Genomic DNA, 18,845 nt, shown 5'->3' on the forward strand with positions numbered 1-18,845 from the left:
TCCGCCCCCGGACCCCCGAAAAGATTGCGCAGTTCCCCGCGCCCCTGATAGGGGCGCGGGGAACTGTGCGAAACGGGGCGAAGCCCCGTGCCGGGGTCCAAGGGGCGGAGCCCCTTGAGGACGGGAAGGGTAGGGGCGGCGGGGGCGAGGAACTGCTCACCGCGCACCCGTCGGGCAACCAACCCCCCGGCTCCGACACCTGTCGGCTCCCCCCGGCCGGAGGCCGGTGTCACCGTGTCCGCATGACGCACCCCCACCCCCACCCCCATCCTCACCCCCTGGACCCCGAACTCGCCGCCGCGCTCGCGATGATGCCCCCCGTCGACATCTCCGACCTCGCCGCCGCCCGCGCCGCGCAGAAGGCCGAGACCTTCCTCCGCGTCACCGACACGGACACCACCGGCGTGACGGTCATGGACGTCCAGCAGGCCGGCGTCTCGCTGCGCGTCTACCGCCCGGAGGGCGCCACCCACCCCCTCCCCGCCGTCTTCCGCATCCACGGCGGCGGCTTCGTCCTCGGCAGCCCCGACGTCGACCACGAGACCAACCTCCGCCTGTGCCGCGAGCTCCCCGGCGTCGTCGTCTCCCCCGGCTACCGGCTCGCCCCGGAACACCCGTACCCCACCGGCCTGGAGGACTGCTACGCCGCCCTGTGCTGGACCGCCGCGAACGCGGCCGGCCTCGGCATCCGCGCCGACCGCCTCGCCGTGGCCGGCGACAGCGCCGGCGCCTGCCTGGCGACGGCCACCGCGATGCTGGCCCGGGACCGCGGCGGCCCGGAACTCCGGCTGCAGTACCTGGACAGCCCCGCGCTCGACGACCGGCTGGCCACCGTCAGCGCCCGCCGCTTCACCGACACCCCGGTCTGGAACCGCCGCAACGCCCGGCTGAGCTGGACCGCCTACCTCGGCGAGGGCGTCCCCGGCTCGGTCGGCGTGCCGGTCACCGCCGCCCCCGCCCGGGCCGGCACCACCGACCTCGCGGGACTGCCCCCGGCGCACCTGGCCGTGATGGCGTACGACCCGCTGCGCGACGAGGGCGTCGACTACGCCCGCGCGCTGCTGGACGCGGGAGTCGCCGCGGAACTGCACCTGTTCCCGGGCACGTTCCACGGCGCCGGGATGGTGCGGCACGCCGCCGTGGCACAGCGGATGGCCGCGGAGGAGCTCACGGTGCTGCGCCGCGCCCTGGCGTGGTGAGCGGACCGGCGTCCGGCGTGGTGAGCGGCTCGTCCGCGCCCCGCGCCAGCCGCCAGGCGTAGAGCGCGAGCCGGGCCCGGAACCGGTCGCCGGGCTCGCGCAGCCGCCAGCCGGTGACCGCCTCGACGCGTTCGAGGCGGCTGGCCACCGAGCTGTGGTGGAGGTGGAGTTCGGCGGCGGCCTGGCGCAGTGACCCGGTGCGGCAGAACGCGGAGAGCGCGTCCAGCCCTGCCGCGCCGCCGTCGCGCGCGGCCACCGCCGCCAGGAGCCGTACGTCGGGCAGGGCGCGCAGCCGGTCCGCCGGGAGGTCGGCCAGCACGGCGACCGTGCCCAGCTCGTCGTGGTCGGCCACCGCCTCGGCCGGCACCCCGGGCACCGCGAACCGCAGGGCCAGCACCGCCTGTTGCCAGGACTCCGCCGCCCGCAGCGCCTCGACGCCGCCGCCGACCCCGACCCGCACGGCACCGCGCAGCACCTGGCGCAGCTCACCGGCGGGCGAGGGGGCGTCACCGGCGGGGGCGCCGGGCGCCGCCGTCCGCTGCACGAGCGCGACCCCGTGGCCGCCGATCCGGGCGGCCCGTACGGTGCCGGGCGGGCGGCCCCGGTCCAGCAGGGCCAGGGCGAGCGACTCGGGCTCGCCGGGCGCCGCGACGACGACGGCACGCAGCGGCGCCTGCGGGACGAACCCGAGCAGCCGCAGCGCCCTGGTCCGGTCGGCGACGGTCTCACGGCCGGAGAGGACCACCTCCACCAGCGCCGGATCGACGGCGCGCGGCGGCTGCGCGAGGGTGCGGGCGGCGACGGCCAGCCACTCCAGGACCAGGTCGTCGAAGGGCCCGGCGGCGCCCGGCCGTTCCAGCCAGACCCGCCCTGCCGCGCCCAGCTCGGCGGTGCCGGACACGGCTCCGGGGCGGCCGGTCAGCGCGGTGCCGTCCGGTCCGGCGCGCAGCACGCGTCCGTCGGCGAGTTCCATCCCGGCGGGGCACTCGGCCAGCGCGGCGGTGGACCGCAGCAGGGCCGCCGGGTCGATCCGGTCGGCGGCGAGCAGCGCCTGGAAGTGCGCGATCACCCGTACCGCGGCGGTCGCGTCGGCGTCGAGCGACGACAGCCGCAGCAGCAAACCCTTCACAGCCGCAAGTTTAGGAAAGTTGCCCGAAACGAACATCCCCCCGGCGCTCGGGACCGAAATCGAGACTTTCGGTTCGCACACACCGGGGCCGCTCAGCCCAGCCGGTCGCGCAGATACGCCCGCCAGTCCCGGGTGAACGCGGCCGCGTCGGTGTCCAGGACGGTCCGCAGCGCGTCCTCGACCGCGCCCGCTCGTTCACCGTGGTCGCCGACCGCCCGGTAGAAGGCGCGCAGCCGCTTCTCGCCCCACCGCTCGGCGATCATCCGGCAGGCCAGCCAGCCGCCCTCGTACGCCCGTGCCAGCCGCCCGGCCTCCTGCCCGAAGCCGAAGTCCGCGTCGGTGGGCAGCGCGTCCGGCACCCGCCCCGCGGCCACCTCGTCCCGCAGCTCGGGCGCCACCTGCGCCGCCGTACGGTCCGACTCGCGGTAGCCGACGAAGTCCGCGTAGCCCTCGGACAGCCACAGCGGGGTGGCGGCGGTGGTGTGGGCGCGGGTGGCGACATGCGTGGTCTCGTGGGTGAGCACCACCTGCCGGCCGAAGTCGCCGAGCACGCCGTACGCGTCCGGGTTGACGATGACCCGGTCCGCGGGCGCCGACGTCGAGCCGCCCGCCTCACCGGTGGTGACCGCCGCGATCCCCCGGTACCCGCCGGCTGCGCCGCCCAGCAGCCCCGCCATTCCCTTCACCGACCGCGGCACGTACACCACGACCCGCCCCGCCCAGCCGCTCCCCCAGGCCCGGGAGACGGCGGGTACGGCGTCGTCGGCGAGCCGGGCGTACCGCTCGAGGTCCGACTCCGACTGCCCCACGCCGAGCACGAGGCTGTGCCTGCCCCTGACGGCCCGCACCGCGCCCTGCTCCCACAGCTGCTGCCCCGACTTCTTCGCGGGCTCGTCGGAGGCCACGTACCAGTGCCGTCCGCTGTGCACCAGGCGCAGCACCCGGCCGGAGGTGACCGGCGCGCGGTCGTAGCCGCGCACCTGGTAGCGCAGGTCGGCGTCTGCGGTGGCGCGCTCGCCGGTGCGGTGGAAGGAGGTGATCCGGTAGGACCAGGAGGCCAGCGGAACGTTTCTGAGGTTGGCGAACTCGGCGGCGCCGGTGGCGAGCTGCCTCCGGGGGTCGGCCGTCGCGGACTCGGTCCCGAGGAACACCCCCCGGTCCCGCTCCAGCACGGCCCCGGCCCGCCGGTCCAGCATCCGCTGCACGTCCCCCCGCCCGGAGTCCCCCACACCCCCGCCTCCGCACCCCACGAGCACCCCCACCACCAGGAGACACCCGAGGACCCGCCCGAACCCAGCCACCAGACGATCGTACGTGGCACACCCCCGCCAGGGGCGCGGGAGTGTGTCTGATCTGCGGCTCCACCGCGCGGGCGCGAGCAACCACGCCGGTAAGGGGCGCGGGGAACTGCGCGACCAGCCACGACGTACCCGCAGTCGCCGACGAACACGAAAACCCGAGCTATGAGGCGCCCAAGGGGGCAAAGGGGGCGCACCCCCCGTTCTCAAGGCCGGGTAACGGCCGCCACCGGCATCATCCCGACGGAGTCGTACCGCACCACCGCCCCCGGATAGGGGGCGTGGATCACCCGGCCACCCCCCACGTACATCCCCACGTGACTCGCATCCGACCGGTACACCACAAGATCCCCGGGCTTCGCCTGGGACAACGGCACCTGCCGCCCGGCATACCGCTGCTCCTGCGACGTCCGCGGCAGCCCCACCCCCGCCTGCGCGTACGCCCACTGCATCAGCCCGGAGCAGTCGAACCCGTTCGGCCCGGTCGCCCCCCACACATACGGCCGTCCCAGCGCGGACCGCGCCGCCGCGACCGCCGCGGCGGCCCGCGCACCGGGCGCGGCCTCGTGCCCGGGGCCGTCCCCGGGCCCCGGCAGCGGCAGCGGGGCCGGCGGCCGCCCGGCGGACCGGGAGGCCCGGTCGTACGCGGCCCGCTCCCCCGCCGGCAGGGCGTTCAGCACCTGCCGCGCCCGCGCCAGCTTCCGCTCCACCGCGTGCTTGTGGCGCGCCACCGCCTTCCGGCTCTCCTCCAGTTCGGCGAGCTTCCCGCCCGCCTCCGTCCGCTGCTGCGCCAGCTCCCGCAGCGCCGAGCGCAGTTGCCGCAGCCGGCCGGCCTGGTCGGCGGTGACACGGTCGAGCGTGGCGGCCCGGTCGAGGTAGTCGTCGGGGTCGGAGGAGAGGAGGAGGGCGAGCGAGGGGTCGAGCCCGCCGGAGCGGTACTGGGCGCCCGCGAGCGAACCGAGCGCGTCCCGCAGGGTGTTGACCTTCTCCTGGGTGCGGGCGATCCGGTCCCGTGCGCGGTGGACCTCGCCGCGCAGGGTGTCGGCGCGCTCGTCGGCCTTGTTGTACGCCTCGGTGGCGCGCTCGGCCTCCTGGTACAGCCGGTCCACCTCCGCCCGGCCGTCGCGCGGCGCGGCACCGGCCGGTACGGCCCCCAGTGCCGCGGCCGCGGTGGCCGCGGCGGACAGCACGGCGAGCGTGGCACCACGCCCCCGGCCCAGTCCGGTTGGTGCAGGACGCTGATGGGACCCCACGACCGGCGCACTCCTTCCGCTGTCGGACCCCTGTTCAGGGGCACGGCGGCAGACAGTAGCCGGGCCGGTCACCGTACGGCTACGGGCAGTGACCGCCGGACAGCCGTGCGCCCCGCCGCTGACGCAGGTCACCGGCGGGGCGCGGGGTCAGCGCGGGGTGCGGGAATTCGCCCGTTCGGGCGGCACGCCACCTTGATCCGGAAGCGCCGTCAGGCGCTCCCGGGGCCCGGACACGACGTCAGACGCGGACGCCGAACATGAAGGGTCCGCCGATCGTGCTCATCGACTCGTACCGGACGACCGTGCCGGTGCGCGGGGCGTGCAGGACCTGGCCGTTGCCGGCGTAGAGGCCCACGTGGTGCAGGTCGTTGAAGAAGAACACCAGGTCGCCGACCTGGAGCTGGCTCTGCGAGTAGATGCGCGTGCCGATGTTCGCCTGCGCCTGCGAGGTACGCGGGATGGAGACGCCGGCCTGGGCGTAGGCCCAGGAGGTCAGGCCCGAGCAGTCGAAGGAGGAGGGGCCGGTGGCGCCGTAGACGTAGGCCGAGCCGATCTTGCTCTGGGCGGCGGAGAACGCGGCGCCGGCACGGCCGGAGGCGGGGGTGGAGTTGCCGAGGTCGACGCGCTGCTCGGAGGAGCGGCTGGAACGCGTCTGCTCGTCCTGGAGCTCCTGGCGCTCCTTGGCGGTGAGGGTGTTGAGGAGCGTCCGGGCATCGGCGAGCTTGCTCTGGACCTGCTTCTTCTTCTTGCCGAGCTCGGTGCGGGTGTCGGCGAGGTCCTTGAGCTTGTCGGAGGCTTCCTTGCGCTCCTGGGCCAGCTCGCGCTGCTTGTCCTGGATCTTCTTCAGCGACTCGACCTGCTGGCCGCTGAGCTGGTCCAGGGTGGCGGCCTTGTCCAGGTAGTCGTCCGGGTCGGCGGAGAGGAAGAGCTGGACGGAGGGGTCGATGCTGCCGGTGCGGTACTGGGCGCTGGCCATCGTGCCGATGCCCTCGCGCAGCTCGTTGAGATCGGCCTGGCCCCGGGCGACCTTGTCCTGCAGGGTGCTGATCTGCTTCTGCAGCTTCTCCTGCTTCTCCTTGGCCCCGTTGTACTTCTCGGTGGCCTGCTCGGCCTGCTCGTAGAGCTTGTCGACCTTCGCCTTGACCTCGCTCTTGCTGGGCTTCTCGCTCGGCGCGGCGTTGGCGGCCTGCGCGCTCAGGGCGACGGCGGCGGCCGCGACGGTGGTGAGCGCGGTCACCCGCGTGCGGCTCGGCTGCTTGGGTCGACGGTGGGACGCCACGGAGGCGAGCTCCTTCTTCCTTCAGCCGCCTACCGACACGCCGGCGGGCGGTGCCCCTCCACCGTCACTCCCCATAAGTGATCAACCGAGTGGAGGTTCGAGCTGACCCTAGTGACCCTCTTGTGATCAGTTCAAATCCTCATCAGAAAAAACACGGCCCCCGCGAGCATATTTTGCCCACAACGCACAAGCAGTGACCCCTCGTTGACACTACGTTGCGTGACGATGAGCCCAATTCGGGCAAGGGGAACGGACGTTGCGGTTGGCGTGTACGGGTACGTACGGCCTCTTCGGGACACGACGGACCCGGAACGGGGCGCCCTGGTTCAGCCGCGCGAGAAACGCTTCAGGAGCACCGCGGAGGCGACCGGCCGCGCGCCGGCGCGCGCGATGCCGTCGGCGACCTCGCGGTCGGTGGAGACGACGATCACGGGCCGTCCCGGCGGCTCCGCGCGCACCAGCTGGCGGATCAGCTCGTCGGCGGTCACGCCCGGCTTGGAGAACAGCACCCGCACCCCGCGCGGCGGCGCGAGCAGCACCGGGGCGGCGAGTTCGGCGCCGTCGAAGACGCAGGTGGTCTCGGCGCCGGTCTGCGCGGCCAGCTGGGCGAGCTGCCCGAGCAGCCGCAGCCGCTGCTTCTCCAGCGGCATCTGCGGATAGCCGGTCTTGGTGACGTTGTAGCCGTCGACGACGAGGTGCGCCTGCGGCAGCGCGAGCAACTGGTCGACGACGGCCGGGTCGTTCTCGGACAGCGCCCGGTTGGCGATGTCCTTCGGGGTCATCCGGCCCGGCTCGACGGCGTCCACGGTCTCCGCGGGCCGCACGGACACCGGCGGCAGTGCCAGCTCCCGGCGCAGCCCCTGGGCGGCGTCCAGGACCGTGTCCAGGAGCAGTCTGACCCGCATGTCCTCGACGCTGCGGCCCTCGCGGGCGGCCTTGCGCGTCGCCTCCAGGGCGGCCTCGGACTCCCCCAGCCGTGCCTTCAGCCGGCGGGACTCGCTCTCCGCTGCGGACAGCCGGGCCTGCCCCTCGGCGCGCTCGGCCTCCCGCTCGGCCCGCGCCTTGCGCAGCGCCGCCTCGCCCCGCTTGACGTCGCTGAGCGCGGCCCGCAGCTTGCGGTGCAGCGACTCGGACTCCTTCTTCGCCGTCTCCAGCTCGGCGCGCAGCCGCTCCGTCTCGGCGCGGACCTGGCCGCGGGCGGCCGCGAGGTCGGCGCGCAGCCGCTCCAGCTCGGCGCGGCTCGCCTCGTCGGCCCGCTCGGCGTCCGCCCGCTGGGCCTCCTCGCCGGCCGCGGTCACCAGCTTCACCCAGCCCGCAGGGCGCAGCACATAGGCCGCGGCGGCCACGTCGAGCGGGTCGGCGGCCGGGGGCGGGGACCCGGCGTCGAGGGCGCCGGCCAGTTCCGGCTGGGCCTCTCTGAGCTTCTCGGCGATGCGCTGCCGGAACAGCGCGTCGGTCTCCACCGCGGCCGCCATGGCGTTGCCCGCGAACTTGGCCCGCCGGGTGGGCGTGAACCGCGCGTACTGCCGCAGCTGGGCCGGCAGCTCGGCCACGGTCAGCCCGCCGAAGCCGTCCGAGACGATCCCCACCACGCGTTTGCGCACGCCGTCGGGCAGCGGACGGTCGAGCACCTCGGCGGCGCCGTCGCCCGGCTCCCCGCCTTGTGTCTGAGCCATCCGTCACCCCTATTGCCTGTACGGGAGCCCCGCGCGGGGCTCCCTGTGCGGGTACCCGCTCCGCTCAGGAGCCGCTGCCCGGCCTGTCCACGAGTTCCACCTGATCCACGGCGTTGCACCAGCGGCAGCGCACCGACTCGATGGTCTCACTGACCACCTCGCGCTCCTCCACCTTCGGCACGCCGGACAGGTCCAGGTGCACGTACTCGACCGCCTTGGACGAGCGGGTCACGTCGAAACGCGTGAGGTTGCCGCAGAGCGTGCAGCGCCACCGGGTCGTCTCGGTCGGCAGGGGAACCGTCATCGTGGCTGCTCTTCCTTCTTCCGGTCTCCGTGATGCCCCAGTTTCCCTGGTGCGTGTGGGTCGTAACCCTACGGCCTGCGCGGGACCCCCCGCGGGTGTGTCCATCGCGGCGAGGCACTCCGTCCGGGTACGCCCGGGTACGTCATGCTTCGTCGCATGATCCGCGAGATCCACGACAGGGGCAGGACGGCCGTACGGGCGCTGCGGCGGCAGCCGGCGCCGGTGACGCACGGGCTGATCGCCGTGTGCTTCGTGCTCTTCCTGATGAGCCCCGCCTCGGGGTTCAACCCGGGGTACGGCACCGGGGACCGGCTGCTGCTGGCCCAGCAGACGTACTTCGCCCGCTGGGGGGTGATCCCGGTGGAGCTGTTCAGCGGCTCCGCGCGGGCCACGCTCTCCCCGGTCACCGCCCTGTTCGTGCACGGCACCTGGGTGCACCTGCTGGGCAACATGCTGTTCCTGTACGTCTTCGGCGCGATGGCCGAGGAGCGGCTCGGACATCTGGAGTTCGCGCTGTTCTACCTGGGCTGCGGGGCGCTCGCGCTGCTCGGCTACGCGGCGGCGCGGGCGGATTCCGCGCAGACCCTGGTGGGCGCCTCGGGGGCGATCTCGGCGGTCCTCGGGGCGTTTCTGTTCCTGTTCCCAGGGGCGCGGGTGACCAGCCTCTTCCCGTTCCTGTTCTTCCTGCCGCTGCGCTTCCCCGCGTGGGTGGTGCTGCCGTTCTGGGCGGCCCTGCAATGGCTGGCGGCGGGCCGGGAGGGCCAGGGGCCCGGCGTGGCCTACCTGGCGCACGTGGTGGGGTTCGCGCTGGGCTTCGGGTACGCGTGGGTGCGGTACGGCCCGATGGCTACAGTGAGGGACACAAGACCGGCCCCCGAGGGAGAGAACCAGCCGTGATCACCGCGATCGTGCTCATCAAGACCAGCGTGGACCGGATCCCCGAGATCGCCGAGTCGATCGCCGCACTGGACTCCGTCAGCGAGGTGTTCTCCGTGACCGGGACGTACGACCTGATCGCGATGGTCCGCGTCAGGGCGCACGACGAGCTGGCGGACGTCATCCCGGGCCGGATCAGCAAGATCCCCGGCGTCGAGGGCACGGACACGCACGTCGCGTTCCGCACGTACTCGCAGCACGACCTGGAGGCGGCGTTCTCCATCGGGCTGGAGTCGTAACGACCCCAGCCCCGCGGAGCGGCGGTGCGGCGGGGCGGCCGGTCAGACCGCCGGAACGCAGCGGCCGTCCTGCGTGCGGTACTCCCACGTGGCGCCCTCGCGCACCAGTTCCCGTACCGCTGCGACGAAGCGGTCGACGTGCTCGTCGGGCGTGCCCGCGCCGAAGCTCACCCGGATCGCGTTGAGGGACTTCTCCCCGGGCGCGGCCTCCGGCGCCCCGCACTCGCCCTGGGTCTGCGGGTCGCCGCCGAGCAGGGTGCGCACCAGCGGGTGGGCGCAGAAGAGGCCGTCGCGGACGCCGATGCCGTACTCGGCGGAGAGCGCGGCGGCGAAGTGCGAGCTGTTCCAGCCCTCGACGACGAAGGAGAGCACGCCCACGCGGGGCGCGTCGTCGCCGAACAGGGACAGCACCCGCACCTCGGGCACCTCGGCCAGGCCCGCCCGCACCCGCTCGATCAGCTGGTTCTCGCGGGCGACCAGGGTGTCCCAGCCGGCCTCGGTGAGCGCCTTGCAGGCGGAGGCGACGGCGTAGGCGCCGATCACGTTGGGCGAGCCGGCCTCGTGGCGGGCGGCGCTCTCGTGCCACTCCACATCGACGCCGCCGTCGGTGCGCCGGGTGACCCTGCGGCTGGCGCCGCCGCCGGCGAGGTAGGGCTCGGCGGCGGTCAGCCAGTCGGCGCGGCCGGCCAGCACGCCGGAGCCGAAGGGGGCGTACAGCTTGTGCCCGGAGAAGGCGACCCAGTCGACGTCCAGGTCCTGCACGGAGACGGGGTGGTGCGGGGCGAGCTGGGCGGCGTCCAGGACGATACGGGCGCCGTGCGCGTGCGCGGTGGCCGCCAGTTCGCGGACGGGCCAGAGCTCGCCGGTGACGTTGGAGGCGCCGGTGACGCAGACCAGGGCCGGGGCGGTGGTGTCGCGGGCGGCGAGGGCGCGCTCCAGCGTGTCGACGGCCTGGTAGGGGGTGCGGGGGGCGTCAAGGTAGGTGACGCGGGCGGCGCGCCAGGGCAGCAGGGAGGCGTGGTGCTCGGTCTCGAAGACGAACACCTCGCAGCCGGCGGGCAGCGCGGCGGCGAGGAGGTTGAGGGAGTCGGTGGTGGACCGGGTGAAGACGACCTGGTCGGCGGCGCGGCAGTCGAGGAACTCGGCGACGGTGAGGCGGGCGTTCTCGAACAGGTCGGTGGAGAGCTGGGAGAGGTAGCCGGCGCCGCGGTGGACGCTGCCGTAGTAGGGGGCGTAGGCGGCGACGTCGTCCCAGACGCGCTGGAGGGCGGGGGCGCTGGCGGCGTAGTCGAGGGCGGCGTAGGTGACTTCGCCGCCGGTGACGAGGGGGACGGTGACGTCGCGGCCGAGGACGGGGAGAGGGGTGGTGGTGGCCGTGGTGGCGGTGGTGACGGACATGGGTGAACTCCCGTGGGCGCAGGCGGAATCACCACGCGAGCGGGGGCGACGGCCCGGGCGCGCTCGCGCGTGGGTGAGGTGAAAGGGGTGTGCGGAGGCGGGGCTCTGCGGCCCTATCGCATTCGCTTGCTCACGGGGGGCTCCTCGGTGACCAGGACCCCTGGAGTGCCGAGGGGTCCGCGCTTGCCGCGGGCCTTGTGGCGGGCGGCCTGGTCTTCACCCGGGGCACCCCGCCACGGACGGAGGGTTGCCGGACAGTCGGCCGGGGCCTCATGACTGTCACTCATGACCTGCGCCCGACGCTACGGGACCCCACGCCTCCCCCGCAACCCGTCCCACATCCCGATACGGGGGGCCCGGGGTGCGTTGTCGGGTGCGGGTGGGTGGGGACTTCTCGCGCAGTTCCCCGCGCCCCTGAAAGACCGGGGGCGCCCCCAGCTTTTAGGGGCGCGGGGAACTGCGCGACCAGCCACGACGCACCCGCACCTGCCCACAACCCCCACCCACCCCCGGGGGGCCTGGGGGCGGAGCCCCCAGGTTGAGGACGGGACGGGTAGGGGCGGCGGGGGCGAAAAAATGCCGCCCGCACGCCCCCGTACCGTCACGCCCGGCGCGTGGCCGCAACCCAGCGGGAGAGCGCCTCCCGGGCCGCGCCGCTGTCGATGGACTCCGCCGCGCGCGCCATCCCGTCACGGAGACGGTCCACCAGTGGACCCTCCTCCCCCCGCAACGCCACCACCGCCGCCGCCGAGTTCAACAGCACCGCATCCCGCACCGGCCCCGCCTCCCCCTCCAGCACCCGCCGCGCGACATCCGCGTTGTAGGAGGGGTCCCCGCCCCGCAACGCCTCCACCGGCACCAACGGAATCCCCACCGACCGCGGGTCGAACGCCTCCTCCGTCACCTTGCCGTGCCGCACCTCCCACACCCGCGACGTCGACGTCGTCGTCAGCTCGTCGAGCCCGTCGTCACCGCGGAAGACGAGCGAGGAGTTGCCCCGCTCGGCGAAGACCCCGGCGATGATCGGCGCCATCCGCGCGTCGGCGACGCCGATCGCCTGGGCCCGCACCTGCGCGGGGTTGGTCAGCGGCCCGAGGAAGTTGAACGTCGTCCGGATCCCGAGCTGCCCGCGCGCCGCCGCCACATGCCGCAGCGCGGGGTGGAACTTCGCCGCGAAGCAGAAGGTGATCCCGGCCTCCTCGGCGACCTCCACCACCCGCTGCGGCGACAGGTTCAGGTCGACGCCGAGCTTCTCCAGCACATCCGACGCCCCGGACGCCGACGACGCGGCCCGGTTGCCGTGCTTGACGACCTTCGCCCCGGTCCCGGCGACGACGATGGCGGACATCGTGGAGATGTTGACGGTCTTCGCCCCGTCCCCGCCCGTGCCGACGATGTCGACCGTGTCCCCGGGGACGTCGATGACGTGCGCGTGCGCGTACATCGCGCGTACGAACCCGGTGATCTCCTGCACCGTCTCGCCCTTGGCGCGCAGCGCCACCGCGAAGCCGGCGATCTGCGCGTCGGTCGCCTCGCCGCGCATGATGAGGTCCATCGCCCAGGCGGTGTCGTCCGCGGACAGGTCACGGCCGTCGAGGAGACCGTTCAGAAGGGCGGGCCAGGAGCGGCCCGCCGCGGTGTCGCCTCCAGCGGGGGTCACAGCAGTCATACGCCGCTCCTGGCTCGTCACGAGAAGAAGAAGTCCGGCACCTCACGCGGGCCGGCCACCCCCACCCTATCCAGCCCCGCACACGGGGAAGGGCCCCGTCCGAGCATCGGACGGGGCCCTTCTCGCCGTGGCGTGGCGACAGCGGACGATCAGTGGTGGCCGTGGCCGCTGGTGATCTCCTTGTACTCCTCGACGGTGGGCTTGGGGATCTGGTTGTCCTCCCCGTAGTACGCCTTGCTGAGCTTGGCGCGGAGCTTCTGCGGCCCCTTGACCTTGCGCTCGACGCCGTTCTCGTCGACCGTCGGGCCCAGCTCGAGCGGGCTGTACTGCTCGTGCGCCGTGAGGGTGTGCAGCTGCTCCTGGCTGAGCGGCTCGTGCACCTCGATGAACTCACCGTGCGGCAGGCGCTTGATGATGCCGGACTCGCGCCCGTGCAGCACCTTCTCCTTGTCGCGGCGCTGGAGGCCGAGGCAGATCCGCTTGGTGACGATGAACGCGATCACCGGGGCGACGAAGAACGCGATCCGGACGAACCAGGTGATGGCGTTGATCGACAGGCTGAAGTGCGTGGCGAACAGGTCGTTGCCGCCACCGATCAGCAGGACGAAGTACCACGTCATCCAGGCCACACCGAACGCGGTCCGGGTCGGGGCGTTGCGCGGGCGGTCCAGGATGTGGTGCTCGCGCTTGTCGCCGGTGACCCAGGACTCGATGAACGGGTAGACGGCGATGGCGACCAGGACCAGCGGGAAGATCATCAGCGGTACGAACACGCCCAGGACGAGCGTGTGGCCCCACAGGTTGATCTCCCAGCCCGGCATGACACGGATCAGGCCCTCGGAGAAGCCCATGTACCAGTCGGGCTGGGCGCCGGTGGAGACCTGGTCCGGCCGGTAGGGGCCGATCGCCCAGATCGGGTTGATCTGCGCGATCGCGGCGACGACCGCGATGACACCGAAGACCAGGAAGAAGAAGCCTCCGGCCTTGGCCATGTACACCGGCAGCAGCGGCATGCCGACGACGTTGTTGTTGGTCTTTCCGGGACCCGCGTACTGCGTGTGCTTGTGGTAGAAGACCAGGATCAGGTGCGCCACCATCAGGCCGAGCATGATGCCCGGCAGCAGCAGGATGTGGATCGAGTAGAAGCGGGCCACGAAGTCGCCGCCCGGGAACTCGCCGCCGAAGAGGAAGAACGACAGGTACGTGCCGACGATCGGCACGGACAGGATCGCGCCCTCCATGAAGCGGACACCGGTGCCGGAGAGCAGGTCGTCCGGGAGCGAGTAACCGGTGAAGCCGGTGAACATGCCGAGGACGAACAGCAGGAAGCCGAACAGCCAGTTGACCTCGCGCGGCTTGCGGAACGCGCCGGTGAAGAAGACGCGCATCATGTGCACGAACATGCCGGCGAGGAAGATCAGCGCCGCCCAGTGGTGGATCTGCCGGATCAGCAGACCACCGCGCACCTCGAAGGAGATGTGCAGGGTCGAGTTGAACGCCTCGGACATCATCTGGCCCTGCAACGGCACGTAACTGCCGTGGTACTGGACCTCGTTCATCGACGGGTGGAAGAACAGCGTCAGATAGACACCCGTCAGGATGATGATGATGAAGCTGTACATGCAGACTTCACCGAGCATGAACGACCAGTGGTCGGGGAAGATCTTGCGCATGTTGGACTTGGCCAGGGAGTAGATCCCCAGGCGGCCGTCGGCCCAGTCGGCGACCCGCTCTCCGGCGGGTGCCTTGCCGCGCCTGCGCGGCTCGTTGCTGGCTGCTGCAGTACTCATCCGCGCTCCCAGAAAGCAGGACCGACGGGCTCCGCGAAGTCGCCGAGCGCCTGGAGGTAACCGTCCTCGCTCACACCGATGCGCAGCTGCGGCAGGGGGTGGCCGGCCGGGCCGAAGATGACTCGGGCACCGTCGGAGAGGTCGAAGGTGGACTGGTGGCACGGGCACAGGACGTGGTGCGTCTGCTGCTCGTACAGCGAGATCGGGCACCCGACGTGGGTGCAGATCTTGGAGTAGGCCACGATGCCCTCGTGGCTCCAGTCGAGCTCCTGCTTGTCCTTGATGTTCTCCGGCTGGAGCCGGACGATCATCAGGGCCGCCTTGGCGATCTCGGTCTGGAAGTCCTCGTCGTGCTCCTCGAGCCCCTCGGGCTTGACGAAGGTCAGCGAACCCACGGCCACGTCCGAGGGACGGACCGGCTCGTTGGTGTTCATGTTGACCAGCAGCTTGCCCTTGGCCCACGCGGTGTGGCGGAGCTTGGTGTGGGGCAGCGGGCCGAGGTCGCGCAGCAGCATGACGCCGGAGAGCGGCACCAGGGTGAGCGCGCCGAACATCGTGTTGCGGATCAGCTTGCGGCGGCCGAGCGCGGACTCCTTGGCGCCCTGCTTGAAGTCGGCGAGGACCTTCGAGCGGGTCTCCGGGGGTGCCTCGATCGGGTGACGCTCGTCGGCGATCTCCACGTCGGACATCAGGGTGCGGGCCCAGTGGACCGCGCCCGCGCCGATCGCGAACAGCGCCACGCCGAGGGTCAGGCCCAGCGCGAAGTTGAGCGCGCTGATGTGCCCCAGCGGGAACACGTAGATCGAGGTGTCCGGCGAGATCGCCACGTAGGAGGCGATGAAGCCGATGGTGGCCAGCATCGAGACGGTGAACAGCAGCGCCACCGTGCGCTCGGAGTGGTTCGCGGCCTTCTCGTCCACGTCCTGGCGGCGGTGCTCGTGCGGCGGCAGACCGGGGTCCGCGAACGGGTTCTCCTCGTCCGCGACGGCCAGGCCCTCGTGGGCCTCGTGCTCCTGGTCCCGCTCGGCGGGCAGCTTCTCTTCTGGAATGTCTTGGCTACTCATGACTTCTTGGCCTTTGCGGTCCGAGCGGCGACCCAGACGGCGACCGCGATCAGCGCGCCGAGTCCGAAGATCCAGGCGAACAGACCCTCGCTGACCGGGCCAAGACCGCCGAGCTCGAGACCGCCGGGGTTGGTCGTTTCATCGCCGTCGACAGCCTTCAGGTACGCGATGATGTCCTGCTTGTTCTTGGACGTCAGCGTGGTGTCGGGGAAGGACGGCATGTTCTGCGGGCCGGTCTGCATGGCCTCGTAGATGTGCTTCGGGGCGACACCCTCCAGGCTCGGCGCGAACTTGCCGTTCGTCAGCGCGCCGCCCTTGCCGGTGAAGTTGTGGCACTGCGAGCAGTTGGTACGGAACAGCTCACCGCCCTTGGCGATGTCCGCGCCCTCCGGGCTGTACTCGTCCTTGGTCGGCACGGCCGGGCCGGCGCCGAGGGAGGCGATGTACGCGGCGAGCTGGTCGATCTGCGCCTGCGAGTAGATGTTCTTCTTCTTCTCGACCTGCGCCTGCTGCGAGGTGGAGGCCGGCATGCGGCCGGTGCCGACCTGGAAGTCGACCGCGGCGGCGCCGACGCCGACCAGGCTCGGACCGTCGGAGCTGCCCTTACCACCGGTGCCGTGGCAACTGGCGCAGCCCACCTCGTAGAGCTTCTTGCCCTCCTCGATGGCGAGGGACTGTGCGGTGTCGTCGGCCTGTGCCTTGTCCGCGGGCGCGAACGCGGTGTACAGCCCCCCGGTGGCCGCCAGCGCGAAGAGTAGGACGACGATCGCCGCCAGCGGATGGCGTCGTCGTGCGGAGAGCTTTTTCACGGATTACCCCGGTGTCAGGATCTTCTGCGTCGATGCTTCGGAAGGGTCGGGTGGCCGGTCTCGGCGCTTCGGCTACTTGATCAGGTAGATCGTGGCGAAGAGGCCGATCCAGACGACATCGACGAAGTGCCAGTAGTAGGACACGACGATCGCTGCCGTTGCCTGGTCGTGCGTGAACCTCTTCGCCGCGTACGTACGGCCGAGCACGAAGAGGAAGGCGATGAGACCGCCCGTCACGTGCAGACCGTGGAAGCCGGTGGTCAGGTAGAACACCGAGCCGTACGGGTCGGAGGAGAGCGAGATGCCGTCCTTCTTGACCAGCTCGGTGTACTCGTAGATCTGACCGCCGATGAAGATCGCGCCCATGATGAAGGTGACGATGAACCAGCCCCGGAGCTTCTTCACGTCACCGCGCTCGGCGGCGAACACGCCGAGCTGGCAGGTGAGCGAGGAGAGCACCAGGATCGTGGTGTTCGTCGCCGAGAAGGGGACGTTGAGCGCGCTCGCCATCTCCTTCCAGTGATCGGGGCCGGTCACCGATCGCAGGGTGAAGTACATCGCGAAGAGGGCCGCGAAGAACATCAGCTCGGAACTCAGCCAGATGATGGTTCCGACGCTGGTGAGGTTCGGCCGGTTGACCGACGGGTGTGCGTGCCCGGTATCTACTGTCGTTGCTGTCGCCACGACCGACATTATGTCGGTCGCTTATCCCGCCCTCACCCCGGGGGGTGCCGTTCGGAGTGTCCGCACCCCGTGCGCTGCCCGGATGGCGCATCGCCGGGCCGTTCCGACCGCTGCCCGGGGCGGGTGCGAGGGAGTAGCATCCGGCCCAACGGTCCATGTCCGCACGACGACGAGGTCTTCCGGAGGAAGCATGCAGCCGACCGCCACCGTGCTGGTCTACAGCGACGACTCCACCACCCGCGAACAGGTGCGGCTCGCGTCCGGCAGGCGGCCCGTTCCGGACGGCCCCGAGGTGGAGTTCCTGGAGTGCGCCACGCCGGAGGCGGTCCTGCGGGAGCTGGACCGCGGCGGGATCGACGTGTGCGTGCTGGACGGCGAGGCCGTGCCGATGGGGGGCATGGGGGTGTGCCGCCAGATCAAGGACGAGGTGTTCCAGTGCCCGCCGGTGCTGGTGCTGATGGGGCGGCCGCAGGACGCGTGGCTGGCGACGTGGAGTCGGGCGGACGCGGCCGTGACGCTGCCGGTGGACCCCGTCGACCTCGCCACGACGCTGGGCGCCCTCCTGAAGAGGGTCGCCCTCAGCGCGTGACGGCTGCGCCGGGTGCCCAGTAGCTCGGGGGTACGCGTGCGTTGGCGGGTGCGGACGCGTCGTGGCTTGTCGCGCAGTTCCCCGCGCCCCTTGAAAGCGGGGGGGCGCCCCCTGGCTTTTAGGGGCGCGGGGAACTGCGCGAGCAACCACCAACCCACCCGCACCCGCCCAACAACGCGAACCCCCGAGCTACTACGCGCCCTGGGGCCGCAGCCGAGCCCTGTCGAGGAGGCTCGGCAACTTCGCCGGCTTCGCCGGGGTGAGGGCGCTGCCCTTCTGCCAGTCCTTCCAGGACAGGTTCCAGTCGCCGTACCCGTTCCCGAACGGCGCCATCGTGTCGCCGTCGGAGTTGACGACGGTCACCACGTCACCGGCGCGCACCGTGTCGTAGAACCACTCCGCGTTGCTCGTGCTCATGCCCGTGCAGCCGTGGCTGACGTTGGCGGAGCCCTGGGAGTCGACGGACCACGGGGCCGCGTGGACGTACTCCCCGCTGAGCGTCACCTGCGTGGCGTAGTACACCGGCAGGTCGTAGGAGTCCGCGGAGCCCTCCGCGATGCCGATGCTGGTACTGCGCATACGTACGAGGTACTGCTTGCCGAGCACGACCTTGACGCCGTTGCGGGTCTCGAAGCCGGCCTTGCCCGTGGTGACGGGGATCTCGTTGATCTCCTCGTCGTTGCGGTAGACCGTCATCGTGTGCGTGGCGGCGTCCGTCGCGGCGACGACCTTGTCGCCGGTGGTGAGCTTCAGCGGCTTGGCGTCGCCGCCGCGGAGCCGGTCGGCCACCTTCAGCCCGTGCAGGTCGCTGGAGACCGTGACGGTGGTGTGGGCGGGCCAGTACTCCTTGGGGCGGTAGTGGAGCGTGGTGTCGTCCACCCAGTACCAGGCGCCCTCGACCGCGGGCCGGGCGCTCACGTGCAGGGAGCGTTCCACGACGGCCCTGGCGGCCCTGTTCTTGACCGGCTCGCTGAGCGTGGCGGTGACGGGCTGGCCGACGCCGTAGGTGCCCGTGTCCGGGCCGAAGGTGACGTTCACCTTCTTGGCCTTTCCGGCGCCGGTGTCGAACTCGACGACCTTGCGCCCGGGGGCGCCGTCCTCGTCCTCGGTGCTGACGCGGACGGTGTAGTGGGCGCCCGAGGCCAGCGGTGACGTGCTGTGCCAGCGGCTGCCGTCGGCGGTGAGTTCGCCGGGCACACGGCGTCCGGCGGCGTCGGTGACGGTGACGTCGGTGAGGCGTCCGTCGGAGTCCCGTGAGGTGACTTCCAGGGGCTTGTCCGGGTCCGCCTTCTTGCCGTCGTCCGCCAGGGCGCTGACGGCGACCCGGTCCCCCGCGTCGTACGGCTTGGCCGCGAGCGGATGGTCGCCCCCGCCGCAGGCACTGAGCCCCGCGGCCAGGGAGACCACCAGCAGGGTGCAGCCGGCGACCGTACGGCTGCGCGGTGAGGTACTCATGGCCTCAACGTAGGGACGCCCCCCGGGAGCGGCGCGGCGGGTGGGCCGTACGGGGGACGCGGGTGGGCCATACG

Annotated in this window: 17 protein-coding genes and 1 riboswitch; of the genes, 4 read left to right on the forward strand and 13 right to left on the reverse strand. The window is 72.2% G+C overall.

Going from position 1 to position 18,845, the window contains the following annotated elements:
• Positions 1-242: 242 nt before the first annotated feature.
• Positions 243-1,199 carry an alpha/beta hydrolase gene (locus OIE12_RS08830; protein ID WP_329133478.1) on the forward strand — a complete coding sequence of 319 codons (957 nt, stop codon included), beginning with the start codon at positions 243-245 and terminating at the stop codon, positions 1,197-1,199.
• Here OIE12_RS08830 and OIE12_RS08835 read toward each other — a convergent pair.
• From OIE12_RS08835 to OIE12_RS08860, 6 genes are all read right to left on the reverse strand, one after another.
• The gene (locus OIE12_RS08835; RefSeq protein ID WP_329133481.1) at positions 1,168-2,328 is read right to left on the reverse strand and encodes a PucR family transcriptional regulator; all 1,161 of its coding nucleotides are present in this window, start codon (positions 2,326-2,328) and stop codon (positions 1,168-1,170) included. The genes OIE12_RS08830 and OIE12_RS08835 overlap by 32 nt on opposite strands.
• A gap of 92 nt (positions 2,329-2,420) precedes the next feature.
• Complete coding sequence (locus tag OIE12_RS08840) at positions 2,421-3,629, reverse strand: hypothetical protein (RefSeq protein WP_443053779.1); 1,209 nt, start codon at positions 3,627-3,629, stop codon at positions 2,421-2,423.
• Positions 3,630-3,832: 203 nt separating this feature from the next.
• Entirely contained in the window at positions 3,833-4,879 is a 1,047-nt protein-coding gene (locus OIE12_RS08845) for a C40 family peptidase (protein WP_329133483.1), read from the reverse strand.
• Between the two features lie 238 nt (positions 4,880-5,117).
• On the reverse strand, positions 5,118-6,158 hold the full coding sequence (locus OIE12_RS08850; RefSeq protein ID WP_329133485.1) for a C40 family peptidase: 1,041 nt from the start codon (positions 6,156-6,158) through the stop codon (positions 5,118-5,120).
• Positions 6,159-6,484: 326 nt separating this feature from the next.
• Positions 6,485-7,834: an NYN domain-containing protein gene (locus tag OIE12_RS08855; RefSeq protein ID WP_329133487.1), complete on the reverse strand. Its 1,350-nt coding sequence runs from the start codon at positions 7,832-7,834 to the stop codon at positions 6,485-6,487.
• A 64-nt stretch (positions 7,835-7,898) separates the two neighbouring features.
• Positions 7,899-8,138 (reverse strand): hypothetical protein, encoded by a 240-nt coding sequence (locus OIE12_RS08860; RefSeq protein ID WP_329133489.1) that lies wholly within the window; start codon positions 8,136-8,138, stop codon positions 7,899-7,901.
• A 156-nt stretch (positions 8,139-8,294) separates the two neighbouring features.
• Between OIE12_RS08860 and OIE12_RS08865 the strand changes: the two genes are divergently transcribed.
• Complete coding sequence (locus tag OIE12_RS08865; protein WP_329133491.1) at positions 8,295-9,035, forward strand: rhomboid family intramembrane serine protease; 741 nt, start codon at positions 8,295-8,297, stop codon at positions 9,033-9,035.
• The gene (locus tag OIE12_RS08870; RefSeq protein WP_030383423.1) at positions 9,032-9,313 is read left to right on the forward strand and encodes an Lrp/AsnC family transcriptional regulator; all 282 of its coding nucleotides are present in this window, start codon (positions 9,032-9,034) and stop codon (positions 9,311-9,313) included. Before OIE12_RS08865 ends, OIE12_RS08870 begins: the two co-directional genes overlap by 4 nt.
• 42 nt (positions 9,314-9,355) lie before the next feature.
• Here the strand turns inward: OIE12_RS08870 and OIE12_RS08875 are convergent, their stop codons facing one another.
• The 6 genes from OIE12_RS08875 to ctaE all read right to left on the reverse strand — a co-directional run bounded on the left by OIE12_RS08875 (position 9,356) and on the right by ctaE (position 16,736).
• Positions 9,356-10,711, reverse strand: a complete 1,356-nt coding sequence (locus OIE12_RS08875) for an aminotransferase class V-fold PLP-dependent enzyme (RefSeq protein WP_329133495.1) — start codon at positions 10,709-10,711, stop codon at positions 9,356-9,358.
• Positions 10,712-10,885: 174 nt separating this feature from the next.
• Positions 10,886-11,002: riboswitch (SAM riboswitch) on the reverse strand.
• Between the two features lie 310 nt (positions 11,003-11,312).
• Positions 11,313-12,380: an anthranilate phosphoribosyltransferase gene (gene trpD, locus OIE12_RS08880; protein ID WP_329133496.1), complete on the reverse strand. Its 1,068-nt coding sequence runs from the start codon at positions 12,378-12,380 to the stop codon at positions 11,313-11,315.
• Positions 12,381-12,529: 149 nt separating this feature from the next.
• Positions 12,530-14,170: a cytochrome bc1 complex cytochrome b subunit gene (gene qcrB / locus OIE12_RS08885; protein WP_329133498.1), complete on the reverse strand. Its 1,641-nt coding sequence runs from the start codon at positions 14,168-14,170 to the stop codon at positions 12,530-12,532.
• Complete coding sequence (gene qcrA, locus OIE12_RS08890) at positions 14,167-15,234, reverse strand: cytochrome bc1 complex Rieske iron-sulfur subunit (protein ID WP_329133500.1); 1,068 nt, start codon at positions 15,232-15,234, stop codon at positions 14,167-14,169. Before qcrA ends, qcrB begins: the two co-directional genes overlap by 4 nt.
• On the reverse strand, positions 15,231-16,043 hold the full coding sequence (qcrC, locus tag OIE12_RS08895; protein ID WP_329133502.1) for a cytochrome bc1 complex diheme cytochrome c subunit: 813 nt from the start codon (positions 16,041-16,043) through the stop codon (positions 15,231-15,233). Before qcrC ends, qcrA begins: the two co-directional genes overlap by 4 nt.
• A gap of 72 nt (positions 16,044-16,115) precedes the next feature.
• Positions 16,116-16,736: an aa3-type cytochrome oxidase subunit III gene (gene ctaE / locus OIE12_RS08900; protein ID WP_030382613.1), complete on the reverse strand. Its 621-nt coding sequence runs from the start codon at positions 16,734-16,736 to the stop codon at positions 16,116-16,118.
• A gap of 181 nt (positions 16,737-16,917) precedes the next feature.
• Between ctaE and OIE12_RS08905 the strand changes: the two genes are divergently transcribed.
• Positions 16,918-17,316, forward strand: a complete 399-nt coding sequence (locus OIE12_RS08905) for a hypothetical protein (RefSeq protein ID WP_329133507.1) — start codon at positions 16,918-16,920, stop codon at positions 17,314-17,316.
• Positions 17,317-17,508: 192 nt separating this feature from the next.
• Here OIE12_RS08905 and OIE12_RS08910 read toward each other — a convergent pair whose 3' ends face one another.
• Positions 17,509-18,771, reverse strand: a complete 1,263-nt coding sequence (locus OIE12_RS08910) for a L,D-transpeptidase (RefSeq protein WP_329133509.1) — start codon at positions 18,769-18,771, stop codon at positions 17,509-17,511.
• Positions 18,772-18,845: the final 74 nt, after the last annotated feature.

Source organism: Streptomyces sp. NBC_00670 (genome assembly GCF_036226765.1).
Classification (GTDB): Bacteria; Actinomycetota; Actinomycetes; order Streptomycetales; family Streptomycetaceae; genus Streptomyces.

Bases quoted from the DNA above. Each gene is read 5' to 3' on its own strand.
- OIE12_RS08865 (WP_329133491.1), top strand. From the start codon at position 8,295: ATGATCCGCGAGATCCACGACAGGGGCAGGACGGCCGTACGGGCGCTG.
- OIE12_RS08855 (WP_329133487.1), bottom strand. From the start codon at position 7,834: ATGGCTCAGACACAAGGCGGGGAGCCGGGCGACGGCGCCGCCGAGGTG.
- qcrB (WP_329133498.1), bottom strand. From the start codon at position 14,170: ATGAGTACTGCAGCAGCCAGCAACGAGCCGCGCAGGCGCGGCAAGGCA.
- OIE12_RS08830 (WP_329133478.1), top strand. From the start codon at position 243: ATGACGCACCCCCACCCCCACCCCCATCCTCACCCCCTGGACCCCGAA.
- OIE12_RS08905 (WP_329133507.1), top strand. From the start codon at position 16,918: ATGCAGCCGACCGCCACCGTGCTGGTCTACAGCGACGACTCCACCACC.
- ctaE (WP_030382613.1), bottom strand. From the start codon at position 16,736: ATGTCGGTCGTGGCGACAGCAACGACAGTAGATACCGGGCACGCACAC.
- OIE12_RS08875 (WP_329133495.1), bottom strand. From the start codon at position 10,711: ATGTCCGTCACCACCGCCACCACGGCCACCACCACCCCTCTCCCCGTC.
- trpD (WP_329133496.1), bottom strand. From the start codon at position 12,380: ATGACTGCTGTGACCCCCGCTGGAGGCGACACCGCGGCGGGCCGCTCC.
- OIE12_RS08860 (WP_329133489.1), bottom strand. From the start codon at position 8,138: ATGACGGTTCCCCTGCCGACCGAGACGACCCGGTGGCGCTGCACGCTC.
- OIE12_RS08910 (WP_329133509.1), bottom strand. From the start codon at position 18,771: ATGAGTACCTCACCGCGCAGCCGTACGGTCGCCGGCTGCACCCTGCTG.
- qcrA (WP_329133500.1), bottom strand. From the start codon at position 15,234: ATGAGTAGCCAAGACATTCCAGAAGAGAAGCTGCCCGCCGAGCGGGAC.